This is a genomic window from Neptunicella marina (assembly GCF_014270035.1).
Taxonomy (GTDB): domain Bacteria; phylum Pseudomonadota; class Gammaproteobacteria; order Enterobacterales; family Alteromonadaceae; genus Neptunicella; species Neptunicella marina.
This window is the reverse complement of sequence record NZ_JACNEP010000009.1, coordinates 35,118-48,287: the sequence shown is the minus strand read 5'-3', so window position 1 is coordinate 48,287 and position 13,170 is coordinate 35,118. Positions and strand designations below refer to the sequence as shown.

The following is a 13,170-nucleotide window of genomic DNA, read 5'->3' as shown; positions in this document are numbered from 1 at the left end:
CCCAAAACTTGAACGATGAGCTTCGATTAATCTAGTGGTTAACAATTGCTGTATATACAAGAATGAAGTGTTTTTTGAGGTTTGGTGTCTGGGTATATAGCGGAGGTTGATAGTCAATGAGAGAGCCGTAAAAAGCGGCTATTAAACCTTTTGTTTAGGATTATTATGCGCAGTATAAAACGACTTTGGATTAATGGGTGTATCAGGTTGTTGGACAGACAGAGTAGCTGAATAATGATTTATATTAAAAAGCCCGCTTAATAGCGGGCTTTAAACTGATAATTAGCGTACCTGGTTAGGTTGATAGGTACTGGTATAACTTGCACTTTCTTCTAGCTGGCTAAGCTGCTTACGGCGGCTGGGGCCAGAAAATTTAACTCTGTAGGTGTCGTATTCTTTAATAGATTCAAAACAATAAGGTCCTAAAGCCTGTTCTAAGCCTTCCAGATTGTGGTTAGTAATAAGAATACAGTTTTTATGGTTTACCAGGCGCTGACGTAACAGGTTACCTAACCAGCTTTGGGTATTTTTCTTTAGTACTGATTCGTTAACACACACCTCATCCAGAATGAGCAAATCAACATTGAGAAGCTCGCTGTTAATTTCACGAAATTTTTCACCGACATTGTCTTGTGCATTGAAGTCGAAAGAGGACATGCGCAATTCGAGTAAGCTGGAAAGCTGGCGATATAAAACGCTTATTTCGTATTGATCAATTAATTCATGGGCGATAGCGCCTGCAATATGTGATTTACCACGGCCATAGTCACCGTAAAATATCATCATGTGTGAGCCACTTTGGCGCCAGTCAGGGTCATCATGTGCCGCAATAAAAGACTGCGCGATGCTTACTGCTTCGATAACATCTTCGCTGTCTTCAACCAGATTACTAAACGTCCATTTCGGGTTGAGATCTGAGCGGCCATGAATATTATCTATTCGTTGTTTTTTTGCTTGTTGCTGCAACTGACGTACATCGTTGTTGGCTTGCTGCTCATATACAGCCCGTAAACTTTTATAATCTAAATTAGGGTCTTTTACCGGCTGTTTTCCCAGTATTCTGGCTAGCTGATCGATTTTATCTTTTATGCTTTCCACTGTATTTCTCCACCAGTTTTTTGGCGTTGTCGTCTGCACTGACAGAAGCTTTGTTGCTTACCATCTGGTTGCCCACTCGTTTTACTGTTTGACTACCAAAAGCCAGACGTTTCTTTTTTATATGCTGGACAAATTTTTGTGTCCACTGGAAAAGCGTAAATGAAGATTCCGGTCGGCTAAGCCAGTAGGAAATAAATTCTCCACGCTCTTCATCTGAAAAACTATGTTCTATTATACCGACCATTGTGGCTAATTCGGCAAAAAGCTTAAGGTTTGGTGTCCAGTCAGCTTGCATTGATTGCCAGTGTAAATGCAAATTCTGGTAGTTGTGCTGTTCGGTTGCCACTAATGGCAAAATTAAACGCTTGCCATTCATACTGTTGATATCCAGCTTAGGTTCTGAATTTACCACAAGACCGGAATCGACTAATTCTTTGATTAACGCATTGATTTGTCGGCCAAGACTGATGATGTCAGTTTTGCCATTAAGCAGGGTTTTTATAGAGGCGTAATTAAGTGGCTGAGTTTCGCCATTTTGTTTATTAACATCGGGTCGTAATGCTAATAAATACAGTACTCTGGCTTCGTTACTGATTGGCTGGTTTAAACTGGTTAATTCTGACTGATTAATCATACCTGAACTATATTTGCTAACACATTATGTTGTGAAATCTGTTGTGCCAACCATTGGCAGGCTACTGTTTCCGGAATAGGGTGCGCTAACACATCAATAAATAATGGTTCTGCTAACTGCATTGCACCTTGTTTTTGTAGTATGTCATCAACAGTTTTAGCACCCTGACAAAAAGTATCGTAGCTGGTATCACCTAAACCGATTAACAGATATTTTATGCCTTCGAGATTGGCGTTTTGAAGCTGCTCATAAAATTGCTGAATATTATCCGGTAAATCGCCGGCACCATGGGTTGAGGTGCAAATAATCCAAAGATTTTCAGAACTAATATCGTTTAAATCTGGTTGGAGGTGAATTTTACTTTTAACTTCAGATTCAGCCAGTTGTTCTTCTATTGCATCTGCCACATATTCGCTGGCACCCAACATTGAGCCAACAATGATCTCTACCTGCATCATTTTTCCTTATTATTTTCCGATACAAAATGAACCAAAGATTTTACCCAGTAAGTCGTCGGAACTGAATTCACCGGTTATTTCATTCAGATATTGCTGTGCCAGTCTAAGTTCTTCTGCCAGTAGTTCGCCTGCTAAATTTAATTGCAGTTGATCGCGTCCATTAATTAAATGTTGCTCAGTTTTATCTAAGGCATCTAAATGTCGGCGTCGGGCAATAAACTGACCTTCTGTTTTAGCTTCAAAACCCATGCTTTGCTTTAAATGCTCAGCTAACAAGTCAATGCCTTGTCCCTGACTGGCTGAAAGACGAATAACCGGATAGTGGCCACTGTTATCATATTCAGTATTTTCACCAGATAGATCCACTTTATTTCTTATGACTGTCATTGCGATATTGTCTGGTAGGCGATTAACAAATTCAGGCCAGATTTGATTCGGGTCGGTTTCGCCGGTTTGAGTGCTGTCGAGCATAAATAGCACGTGATCGGCTTGTTCTATTTCTGCCCACGCGCGCTCTATGCCTATTTGCTCTACTTTATCTGCGCTTTCACGTAAACCTGCGGTATCGATAATGTGTAATGGCATTCCATCAATATGGATGTGCTCTCGCAGCACATCACGGGTTGTGCCTTCAATGTCAGTTACAATTGCCGCTTCACGTCCGGCCAGAGCGTTTAATAAACTCGATTTACCCGCATTAGGTCTGCCTGCAATAACAACCCGCATACCTTCACGTAATATGCTGCCTTGTTTGGCTTGTTTTTTAATTTTGTACAGGTGTTCGATGATATCATCTAAATCACCTGCAACTTTGCCATCGGATAAGAAGTCGATTTCTTCATCGGGGAAATCAATAGCTGCTTCAACATACATGCGTAAGTGAATGGTTTTATCCACTAACTGATGAATCAGGTTCGAAAATTCACCTTTAAGTGAACGTAATGCACATTTAGCAGCTTGTTCTGAATCTGCATCGATTAAATCAGCAATAGCTTCGGCCTGAGCCAAATCCAGTTTGTCATTTAAAAATGCACGTTCACTGAATTCACCAGGGCGTGCCATTCTAATGCGTGAATCGGTTAATATCGCCCGAATCAGCATATCAATTACAATCTGACCACCGTGCCCTTGCAGCTCAAGGACATCTTCGCCGGTAAATGAGTTAGGTCCTTTAAAAAATAACGCAATTCCCTGATCAAGTGGTTGGCTGTTTTCGTCATTAAAACTCAGGTATTCTGCTATGCGGGTTTTAGGTACATGGCCAAGTAATTTGGTTGCGACGTCACTGGCCAGCGATCCGGAAACACGAATAATACCCACACCACCGCGGCCTGTGGCTGTGGCCTGGGCTACTATAGTTTGTTCGTTTTGCATTAGTCGCGGAAGTTATTAAACTGGAAAGGCTGACCCAGGTCTGCTTGTTTAATTAGTGCGATGGCTTCTTGCAGATCATCTCGTTTTTTTCCGGTAACACGCAGCTGTTCACCTTGTATCGATGCCTGTACTTTTAATTTTGCCTCTTTGAATTTAGCGATAATCTTTTTCGCCATGGGCTGTTCAATACCTTGTTTGAAAACGATGTCTTGTTTGAAAGACTTACCAACACGATCAACATCTTTTGATTCCAGACTATTTGGATCGACATTACGTTTCACACATTTGTTGCGCAGAATTTCTTTCATTTGCTGCAGTTGAAAGTCGCTTTCCGTGGTTAAAGTGACAACACCGTCTTTTAATTCAAACTTAGCATCAACGTTTCTGAAATCGAAACGGGTTTCCAGTTCACGGCTGGCGTTTTCTACTGCGTTACGGACTTCTACCATGTCTATTTCAGACACAATATCGAAAGAAGGCATATCTAGCTCCAATATAGGTTAAACATCATTAGCTGGATCATATACCAGTACGCAAAATAAAAAAGCCCACCTGTTGGTGGGCTTTATAAATTAATCTAACAATTATTTGGTTTTAAGGCCGTTTTTTTCCATGCCTGCATAAATTATTTTTGCCTGTGTGAGGGTAATTAAATTACTTACCAACCAGTACAGTACCAAACCTGCAGGGAACCATAAGAAGAATATAGTCATCATGACCGGCATCCACTGAAAAATCTTTTGCTGCATTGGATCCTGAATGGTTGCCGGATTCAATTTTTGCAGTAAGAACATACTGATACCCATTAGAACAGGCAGTACGTAATAAGGATCCTGAACAGATAAGTCTTTAATCCACAGGAAGAAACCAGCATGGCGGAATTCTACACTTTCAAGGAATACGTAATATAACGCCAGGAAAATTGGCATTTGCAGTAACATCGGGAAGCAGCCACCCATAGGGTTCACTTTTTCCTTTTTGTATAATTCCATCATGCCCATGGACATCTTCTGTCTGTCATCACCATAACGTTCTTTTAAAGCAGCCATTTTCGGTTGCAGTGCGCGCATTTTACCCATAGAAACATATTGGGCTTTGGTTAGGGGATACATAGCCCCTTTAACGATAATAGTGATAACGATAATAGCTACACCCCAGTTACCAACAATACCCTGGATAAATTTAAGCAACGCAAACAGAGGTTGTGAAATCCAGAAGAAAATACCGTAGTCGACTGTTAAATCCAGGTTATCAGCCAGATTATGCAGTAAATCCTGATCTTTAGGGCCAATGTATAAAGTGGTATTTAAACTAGTAGATTGTCCTGCTTCAACTGTTTTAGGCTCACCAGTAAAACCAATAGTGGCGTAAGTGTGATTAGCACTGCTTTTGGTAAACAGGTTGTTTTGTTCTGTTTTTGGTGGGATCCAGGCAGAAACAAAATAATGTTGTAGCATGGCTACCCAACCACCTTTTGTACTTTTTTTCAGGTTGCTTTCTTCAATGTCATCGAACGTATATTTTTCGTAACGTGTTTCATCAGTTGAATAGGCGCTGCCCCGGTAGGTTGGCATAAACATGCCACCGCTTTTTTCACCTTCAACAACTTGTTTTAATTGCGCATATTGTTGAATGTGAACAGGTTCACCTGTTTGATTAGTGATGGTGTAATTCACATCTACCTTGTGTTGGTTAGCATAAAAGGTAAATGTTTTGGTTACGGTTAACCCCGTGTCGGTTTGCCAAACTAATGGTACATCAAGTTTTTCGCCGGTTAATGTGTAGCTATCTGATTGAGTTTGGTAGTCGGGGCGCCCATTTTTACTGGCATCCGGACCATCACGTCCAATTAACCCACTTTGAGCAATATATAAGTTAGAAGGTGTTGCGCGTAACAAACTAAATTTTTCGTCAGAATCCAGATCAACATTAAAGTCAGTCAGATTGGCACTAACAATGTCGCCACCTTTCGTATTGATCACTACATCTAGTGCATCAGTGGTAACGTGTATGGTTTTACTCTGGGTACTGGTGCCAGCAACTAAATCAGCATGTGTCATGCCTGATGCAGGTACATCCTGACTTTGAGGGACATCATCATGTACTTCAGTTTGCTGGGTTTGGGTGTTTTCAACTGGCGCCACAACTGGCTTGGGGCCGTAATCCATTTGCCATTGTTGCCATAATAAATAGCTAACAAACAGCAATGCGATGATCATAAAACTACGTTGGGATTCCATAATATTTACTTCATTTCTCGTTGTTTAGGCGGAACAGGATCGAACCCCCCAGAATGTAAAGGTTGGCATTTTAGTATGCGTTTAATCGTTAACCAACTACCAATTACGCTTCCATGTACTTTTATTGCTTCTATAGAATAATGCGAACATGTTGGATGAAAACGGCATTGTTGACCAATTATGGGGGAAAGTGTTTTTTGATAACCTTTTACCAGTGTTATCAGGATGCGTTGCATCGGCGATTCAGCTTTTTCCATAATTTTTCTAGTAGTTCAAATAATTCACGATTTGATAATTTATCAACACCGCTTTTTCCTATCACTACAATATCAATATTGCTTAACTTGCTTTGATTTAAGCGGAAACTCTCACGAATAATACGCTTTATTCGGTTTCTGTCATGGGCTTTTTTAACCCGTTTTTTAGCAATAGTGATACCTAACCGGGCTTTATTAACCTGATTATGCTTCGCAAGTAGCGTTAATTGAGGAGAGGGGGCAGATGTAGCGTCTTGGAATACATTTCCGAAATGGGTGGGAGTGAGTAATCTCACATCCCGAGAAAAAGAATTTTCACCCACTTCGACAAATGCATTTATGCTGATAAACGAGCACGGCCTTTGGCACGACGACGTGCTAAAACCTGGCGACCGTTTTTCGTAGCCATACGAGCACGAAAACCGTGTGAACGTTTACGCTTTAAATTACTTGGTTGAAATGTTCTTTTCATAACCTAAATCCGCTGCTTTAACGTTGATATTACCTTTGAGGCACAAAGGTGCTCAAAAAGGACGCTGAATTCTAGAGATCACTTGCCTATAAGTCAATCTCTGTTTAGGGTTAATTTGTGAATAAACACTAATTATTATCGAAAGAACACGCAAGGGTTGTTAATAACTTTCTATTTGATGTCAGTTTATTCACAGAAAAGGTTTTCAAAAATCATTTTTTTTGCCATACAAGCATAATTTATGCGGCGTAGAGTATGTTTAATAGCACTTTGATATAGCACTAGATTAATTCGATACTTGTAAAAAAAGATATATTTTTCAGTTGGATAAATTTGTTTTATCTAAGTATCCAATATTGAGTAAAGATCAATGTTGATGTTGTGGATAAAAACGCGAGATAATGTTGTTTCTTTGGCTGAGTCAGGTTTCTTCCAGCCTTTTCAAAATTATAATTTTTATTTGAGCGGACTGATTTGGTTAATGAGTCCGCAGGACAAACATAATATATGTCTTTGTGGAATCAATGCCTGGAACGGCTACAACAAGAACTTCCTACACAGCAATTTAGTATGTGGATTAGGCCGTTGAAGGCTAATCATGAAGGAAAGCTGGTTACCTTATATGCTCCCAACCGTTTTGTCCTTGATTGGGTACGAGATAAATATATCAGTCAGATTACCACGTTATTTACTGAGTTTTGTGGGCCTGAAGCCCCCACTTTAAAATTAGAAATAGGCGCGGCAGTGCCTAAACCAAATCCCTTTTTACAAAAAGCACCCAGCGAATCACAAAATAATCAAACGTCAATTGACCAACAAGCTAGTCAGACCAAGTTATCTGCGGCGCAACCTGGTCCTGTGCCTCAAATGAAGGCTGGTATTAATAAAAGTAATATCAATTTAAATTATCGCTTTGAAAACTTTGTTGAAGGTAAGTCTAATCAACTGGCACGAGCTGCTGCCAGTCAGGTAGCTGATAATCCAGGGGGGGCATATAACCCTTTGTTTATATACGGCGGTACTGGCTTGGGTAAAACGCATTTATTGCATGCAGTAGGAAACGGGTTAATCGATAATAAGAAAGATGCAAAAGTGGTGTATATGCATTCTGAACGTTTTGTTCAGGATATGGTTAAAGCGCTGCAAAATAATGCTATCGAGGAATTTAAACGTTATTACCGTTCAGTGGATGCGCTTTTAATTGATGATATTCAGTTTTTTGCTAATAAAGAGCGTTCTCAGGAAGAGTTTTTTCATACTTTTAATGCGCTACTGGAAGGCAATCAACAGATTATTCTTACGTCAGATCGTTATCCTAAAGAAATCGATGGGGTTGAAGACAGATTAAAATCACGTTTTGGCTGGGGGTTAACCATTGCGGTGGAACCTCCTGAGCTGGAAACTCGGGTGGCTATTTTGATGCGTAAAGCATTGGAAAATAAAATTAATTTGCCAGATGAAGTCGCTTTTTTTATTGCTAAACGTTTACGTTCCAATGTGCGTGAATTGGAAGGTGCTTTAAACCGGGTTATAGCCAATGCTAATTTTACTGGTCGGCCTATCACTATTGATTTTGTTAGAGAAGCGTTGCGCGATTTGTTAGCGTTACAGGAAAAACTGGTAACTATTGATAACATACAAAAAACTGTAGCGGAGTATTACAAAATAAAAATTGCTGATATTCTGTCAAAAAGGCGCAGTAGAAGTGTTGCTAGACCGAGGCAGGTAGCTATGGCATTAGCCAAAGAGCTGACCAATCATAGTTTGCCGGAAATAGGTGATGCGTTTGGTGGACGTGACCACACAACTGTATTGCACGCTTGCCGTAAAATAGTCCAGTTACGTGATGAAAATCACGATATTAAAGAAGACTATCAAAATCTGATTCGAACCTTATCTTCATAGCATTAGAAAATAAAAGAGAAGCTACAATGAAATTTACGATTAGCAGGGAAAATTTTCTTCAGCCATTACAATTGGTATCAGGTGCAGTTGAGCGTCGTCACACCTTACCTATTCTTTCTAATGTTCTGATAAAAGTAAGTGAAGGTTCACTATGGCTAACCGGTACTGATTTAGAGGTGGAGCTGATTTCTAATATTGCTCTGGCTGGCGATATTCAGGAAGGTGAAATCACTGTTCCGGCTAAAAAGTTGGTAGATATTGTACGTGGTTTACAGGATGGCAGTGAACTTGAGTTCTCTGTGACAGAAAGCAAAGCAATGCTAAAGTCTGGTCGCAGTAAATTTACCTTATCCACACTGTCTGCAACCGATTATCCAAATCTGGAAGATTGGCAGGGTGAAGTCGAGTTTGAGCTTTCTCAGGCTCAGCTTAAGAAACTGATCGAAAGTACTGCATTTGCGATGGCACAACAGGATGTGCGTTATTACCTTAATGGTCTGTCATTGGAAACTGAAGACAATATTATTCGCACAGTGGCCACCGACGGACACAGACTTGCGTTATGTCGTTTGGACTATGGCAACAATCTTCCTAATCGTCAGGTCATAATTCCACGTAAAGGTGTATTAGAAATTCTGCGTTTGATTGATGATTCAGATAAATCATTAAAAGTGCAAATAGGTGCTAATCATATTCGCATCTTTTCTACTGCATTTATATTTACCAGTAAACTTGTTGATGGTCGTTTCCCTGATTACCGCCGCGTGTTACCAAAAGATGGCGATAAAATAATAGAAACAAATAAGCTTATGCTGAAAAATGCCTTTTCTCGTGCTTCAATTTTATCAAATGAAAAGTTTAAAGGTGTTAGGTTAAATCTTAGTAATGCTGAATTAAAAATTACTGCAAATAACCCTGAACAGGAAGAGGCAGAAGAAATCGTTGATGTGCAATATCAGGGCGACGATTTAGAAATCGGATTTAACGTTGCATATTTGATCGATGCGCTTAATGCACTAAATTCAGAAGTGGTTAAGTTAACCATGGCTGATTCTAATAGTAGTGCACTGATAGAAGATTCAGGTGATGAATCTGTACTTTACGTTATTATGCCAATGAGACTCTAAATGAGTCTCATTGCATTGATGTTAGTTTAATCATATTCCTTATAATTTTATTCAAGTAGATTCTCCTTTTATGCAGCTGGACAAAGTCCAGATTCAATATTTCCGAAATATCGAATCCGCTTCTTTTCAACCTTGTAACAACCTTAACTTATTTATTGGTAAAAATGGTTCGGGCAAAACGTCTCTGTTGGAAGCGTTACATTATTTAAGTTGTGGTCGATCTTTCAGGACGAATAAATTCCAGCATTTAATTCAGCATAATCACGAACGATTTACTTTATTTGGTCTTTTAACTTCTTTTAATGCTGAAATGGAAAGACCTATTAATAGTAAAATTGGTATAAGTCGAAATGTTGCAGGAGTGGTGGATTTAAAATTAAATGGTGATAAGCAATCCAGGATCTCTGCTATAGCTCAGTTAATGCCTTCGTTAGTTTTTACCCCTCAAAGTACTGAGTTAATAACGGGGTCACCCCAGGTGAGGAGAAATTTTGTCGATTGGGGTGTGTTTCACGTGGAACATAATTACCTAAAGCAAATTTCTGCTTTTGCAAAACTATTAAAACACCGTAACGCGATACTTAAAGCCAGTAAGTTCGGACATAAACAAGATATAGAATACTGGAACAAGCAATTTTGTGTTGTTGGTGAGATTGTCTCCTCAGCCAGAAAGGAATATTTAGACGCGTTGAGGCCTTATTTTTCCGAACAATTAACTCAATTCTTACCTGAGTTTTCAATTGAAATAGCGTATTATAAGGGTTGGGAAAGGGAGTTAGATCTAGCCTCTTTGCTTAGCAAAAACGAAAGTAAAGATAATATTTATGGATACACCACTAGTGGTCCGCATAAAGCTGATTTGAAGCTATCAGTAAACTCAAAACCCGTACAAGAAATTTTGTCCCGAGGTCAATTGAGGCTGTTAGCATCTGCTTTAAAGATTGCTCAATCCAGATTGCTGTATGATAAGAGAAATATTAACTGTATTTATTTATTGGATGATATTGGTGCTGAACTAGATGCAAACAAACGTCAGTTATTCGCCAATCATTTAATTGAAACTAATGCGCAAGTGTTCATTACAGCAACAGATATGAGTCATATAGATTTTTTAGATAATTTCAGCAGTAAAAAAGTGTTTCACGTGGAACATGGCCAAGTGAACGAGGAGAAGTGATAAATGGCTGAACCAAGTAACTACGATTCTTCCAGTATTAAAGTACTTAAAGGACTGGATGCAGTAAGAAAACGCCCAGGAATGTATATCGGTGATACAGATGATGGTACCGGTTTGCACCACATGGTATTTGAGGTAGTAGATAACTCAATTGATGAGGCGTTAGCCGGTCACTGTAAAGAAATCTTCGTCACAATTCATAGTGATAACTCTGTATCCGTTCGAGATGATGGTCGTGGAATTCCAACTGAAATGCACGAGGAAGAAGGTGTTTCTGCAGCTGAAGTTATCATGACTGTGTTACACGCTGGTGGTAAATTCGATGATAACTCTTATAAGGTTTCTGGTGGTTTGCATGGCGTAGGTGTTTCAGTAGTTAACGCTTTATCTAAGCGTCTGCAACTACGTATTCGTCGCCAGGGTGAAATATTCGAGCAGGAATACAATTCGGGTAATCCTGTTTCTCCTTTAGCTGCTGTAGGGGAAACCGATACGACTGGTACAACAATTCGCTTCTGGCCTAGCGAAGAAACCTTCACAAATATTGAATTCCATTACGATATTCTGGCAAAGCGCCTGCGCGAACTATCTTTTCTTAATTCAGGTGTATCAATACATTTGGGTGACGAACGTGATGGTAAAAAAGACCACTTCAAATATGAAGGTGGTATTCAGGCGTTTGTTGAATATCTAAATCAAAATAAAACACCCGTTCATCAAAAAGTATTTCACTTCACGGCTGACCGTGAAGAAGATGGCATTGCTGTTGAAGTCGCAATGCAATGGAATGATAGCTTCCAGGAAAACATTTTTTGCTTTACCAATAATATTCCTCAACGAGATGGTGGGACCCATCTGGCAGGTTTCCGAGCTGCTTTAACTCGTACCCTGAATAGCTTTATGGAAAAAGAGGGTTTTAACAAAAAAGAAAAGGCAGCAACTACAGGTGATGATGCACGTGAAGGTTTGACTGCTGTAATTTCTGTTAAAGTACCTGATCCAAAATTCTCATCACAAACTAAAGATAAACTTGTTTCGTCTGAAGTTAAATCTGCGGTTGAATCTTCGATGGGGGAATTCCTCAATGACTTCCTTCTGGAAAACCCGGTTGAATCAAAGATCATTGTGGGCAAGATTATTGATGCCGCCAGAGCGCGTGAAGCCGCTCGTAAAGCACGTGAAATGACTCGTCGTAAAGGGGCATTAGATTTAGCAGGGTTACCCGGTAAACTGGCAGATTGCCAGGAGAAAGATCCGTCACTTTCAGAACTGTATATAGTGGAGGGTGATTCTGCAGGCGGTTCAGCTAAGCAGGGTCGTAATCGCAAAAATCAGGCTATCTTGCCATTGAAAGGTAAAATTCTTAACGTTGAAAAAGCACGATTCGATAAGATGTTATCTTCTCAGGAAGTTGCAACCCTTATTACTGCTTTGGGATGTGGCATTGGTCGAGATGAATATGATCCAGAAAAACTACGTTATCACCGTATTATCATTATGACGGATGCTGACGTGGATGGCTCACACATTCGTACTTTGTTATTAACCTTCTTTTATCGTCAAATGCCGGAAATTATTGAGAAAGGCTATGTCTATATTGCTCAACCTCCTTTATACAAAATTAAAAAGGGCAAACAGGAGCAGTATTTAAAAGATGATAATGCATTGACGGAGCATTTGACGGCGATTGCATTAGATACAGCGGCACTGCATGTTAATGAAGAAGCGGCTCCAATCACTGGTGTTGCACTGGAAAACATGGTTAAGCAATTCCAGAGCACGATGGCGATGATTGATCGTATCAGTCGTATGATGCCTAAAAATATCCTTTTAAGATTGGTCTATAACGATATTTTAGATACAGCTGACCTCAATAACCCTGCTAAGTTGGATGAGGCGGCGCAGCACTTTGTTAAAGCATTACAGGACAGAGAAGCTGATGGAGCATTATACCGACACGAAATTCGTGAAGATAAAGAGCGCCAGTGTCACTATGTTTGCATGATTGTTCGACAACATGGTATCGATACTGAATACAAACTTGATCATGATTTTATTGATTCTTCTGAGTACAAGCGAATCGTCGAATTGAACAAAACCATCAATGGGCTGATTGAAGAAGGTGGCTATATCAGACGTGGTGAGAAAACTAAACCCGTAGAATACTTTGTTGAAGCTCTGGATTGGTTAATGGCTGAATCTAAAAAAGGTAACTACATTCAGCGTTATAAGGGGCTGGGAGAAATGAACCCTGAGCAGTTATGGGAAACTACGATGGATCCGGAATCGCGTCGCATGTTACAAGTTACTATTGAAGATGCTATTGGCGCGGATCTCTTGTTTACTACGCTGATGGGAGACAATGTTGAACCCCGCCGCGCATTTATCGAAGATAACGCACTGAAGGTAGTCAACCTGGATGTATAGG

At 39.8% G+C, this 13,170-nt stretch carries 13 protein-coding genes; 4 read left to right on the top strand and 9 right to left on the bottom strand.

The window, feature by feature from the left end:
- Positions 1 to 282: 282 nt before the first annotated feature.
- The 9 genes from H8B19_RS12220 to rpmH form a co-directional block, all read right to left on the bottom strand.
- Positions 283 to 1,098: an ATP-binding protein gene (locus tag H8B19_RS12220; RefSeq protein WP_186507175.1), complete on the bottom strand. Its 816-nt coding sequence runs from the start codon at positions 1,096 to 1,098 to the stop codon at positions 283 to 285.
- Positions 1,079 to 1,732, bottom strand: coding sequence for a DnaT-like ssDNA-binding domain-containing protein (locus H8B19_RS12215; RefSeq protein WP_186507174.1), 654 nt, complete (start codon positions 1,730 to 1,732; stop codon positions 1,079 to 1,081). The genes H8B19_RS12220 and H8B19_RS12215 overlap by 20 nt, the downstream gene beginning before the upstream one ends.
- On the bottom strand, positions 1,729 to 2,190 hold the full coding sequence (mioC, locus tag H8B19_RS12210) for an FMN-binding protein MioC (protein WP_186507173.1): 462 nt from the start codon (positions 2,188 to 2,190) through the stop codon (positions 1,729 to 1,731). The genes H8B19_RS12215 and mioC overlap by 4 nt, the downstream gene beginning before the upstream one ends.
- 9 nt (positions 2,191 to 2,199) lie before the next feature.
- Positions 2,200 to 3,564 (bottom strand): tRNA uridine-5-carboxymethylaminomethyl(34) synthesis GTPase MnmE, encoded by a 1,365-nt coding sequence (mnmE, locus tag H8B19_RS12205; RefSeq protein ID WP_186507172.1) that lies wholly within the window; start codon positions 3,562 to 3,564, stop codon positions 2,200 to 2,202.
- Positions 3,564 to 4,046 (bottom strand): YajQ family cyclic di-GMP-binding protein, encoded by a 483-nt coding sequence (locus H8B19_RS12200; protein ID WP_186507171.1) that lies wholly within the window; start codon positions 4,044 to 4,046, stop codon positions 3,564 to 3,566. The genes mnmE and H8B19_RS12200 overlap by 1 nt, the downstream gene beginning before the upstream one ends.
- A 102-nt stretch (positions 4,047 to 4,148) precedes the next feature.
- Complete coding sequence (gene yidC / locus H8B19_RS12195) at positions 4,149 to 5,804, bottom strand: membrane protein insertase YidC (protein WP_186507170.1); 1,656 nt, start codon at positions 5,802 to 5,804, stop codon at positions 4,149 to 4,151.
- Positions 5,805 to 5,809: 5 nt separating this feature from the next.
- A complete protein-coding gene (yidD, locus tag H8B19_RS12190; protein ID WP_186507169.1) occupies positions 5,810 to 6,061 on the bottom strand; it encodes a membrane protein insertion efficiency factor YidD in 252 nt (83 codons plus the stop codon).
- Positions 6,025 to 6,384 (bottom strand): ribonuclease P protein component, encoded by a 360-nt coding sequence (rnpA, locus tag H8B19_RS12185; protein WP_186507168.1) that lies wholly within the window; start codon positions 6,382 to 6,384, stop codon positions 6,025 to 6,027. The genes yidD and rnpA overlap by 37 nt, the downstream gene beginning before the upstream one ends.
- Positions 6,385 to 6,398: 14 nt before the next feature.
- Positions 6,399 to 6,533 carry a 50S ribosomal protein L34 gene (gene rpmH / locus H8B19_RS12180; RefSeq protein ID WP_186507167.1) on the bottom strand — a complete coding sequence of 45 codons (135 nt, stop codon included), beginning with the start codon at positions 6,531 to 6,533 and terminating at the stop codon, positions 6,399 to 6,401.
- A gap of 507 nt (positions 6,534 to 7,040) precedes the next feature.
- Between rpmH and dnaA the strand changes: the two genes are divergently transcribed.
- From dnaA to gyrB, 4 genes are all read left to right on the top strand, one after another.
- A complete protein-coding gene (gene dnaA, locus H8B19_RS12175; protein ID WP_186507166.1) occupies positions 7,041 to 8,438 on the top strand; it encodes a chromosomal replication initiator protein DnaA in 1,398 nt (465 codons plus the stop codon).
- Between the two features lie 26 nt (positions 8,439 to 8,464).
- On the top strand, positions 8,465 to 9,565 hold the full coding sequence (gene dnaN, locus H8B19_RS12170; RefSeq protein ID WP_186507165.1) for a DNA polymerase III subunit beta: 1,101 nt from the start codon (positions 8,465 to 8,467) through the stop codon (positions 9,563 to 9,565).
- A gap of 70 nt (positions 9,566 to 9,635) precedes the next feature.
- The gene (gene recF, locus H8B19_RS12165) at positions 9,636 to 10,742 is read left to right on the top strand and encodes a DNA replication/repair protein RecF (RefSeq protein WP_186507164.1); all 1,107 of its coding nucleotides are present in this window, start codon (positions 9,636 to 9,638) and stop codon (positions 10,740 to 10,742) included.
- Between the two features lie 3 nt (positions 10,743 to 10,745).
- Positions 10,746 to 13,169 (top strand): DNA topoisomerase (ATP-hydrolyzing) subunit B, encoded by a 2,424-nt coding sequence (gene gyrB / locus H8B19_RS12160; RefSeq protein ID WP_186507163.1) that lies wholly within the window; start codon positions 10,746 to 10,748, stop codon positions 13,167 to 13,169.
- Position 13,170: the final 1 nt, after the last annotated feature.

Excerpts from the sequence above, each read along its gene's own strand:
- H8B19_RS12215 (WP_186507174.1), bottom strand. The coding sequence starts at position 1,732 with ATGATTAATCAGTCAGAATTAACCAGTTTAAACCAGCCAATCAGTAAC.
- mioC (WP_186507173.1), bottom strand. The coding sequence starts at position 2,190 with ATGATGCAGGTAGAGATCATTGTTGGCTCAATGTTGGGTGCCAGCGAA.
- mnmE (WP_186507172.1), bottom strand. The coding sequence starts at position 3,564 with ATGCAAAACGAACAAACTATAGTAGCCCAGGCCACAGCCACAGGCCGC.
- H8B19_RS12200 (WP_186507171.1), bottom strand. The coding sequence starts at position 4,046 with ATGCCTTCTTTCGATATTGTGTCTGAAATAGACATGGTAGAAGTCCGT.
- yidC (WP_186507170.1), bottom strand. The coding sequence starts at position 5,804 with ATGGAATCCCAACGTAGTTTTATGATCATCGCATTGCTGTTTGTTAGC.
- yidD (WP_186507169.1), bottom strand. The coding sequence starts at position 6,061 with ATGGAAAAAGCTGAATCGCCGATGCAACGCATCCTGATAACACTGGTA.
- rpmH (WP_186507167.1), bottom strand. The coding sequence starts at position 6,533 with ATGAAAAGAACATTTCAACCAAGTAATTTAAAGCGTAAACGTTCACAC.
- dnaA (WP_186507166.1), top strand. The coding sequence starts at position 7,041 with ATGTCTTTGTGGAATCAATGCCTGGAACGGCTACAACAAGAACTTCCT.
- dnaN (WP_186507165.1), top strand. The coding sequence starts at position 8,465 with ATGAAATTTACGATTAGCAGGGAAAATTTTCTTCAGCCATTACAATTG.
- recF (WP_186507164.1), top strand. The coding sequence starts at position 9,636 with ATGCAGCTGGACAAAGTCCAGATTCAATATTTCCGAAATATCGAATCC.
- gyrB (WP_186507163.1), top strand. The coding sequence starts at position 10,746 with ATGGCTGAACCAAGTAACTACGATTCTTCCAGTATTAAAGTACTTAAA.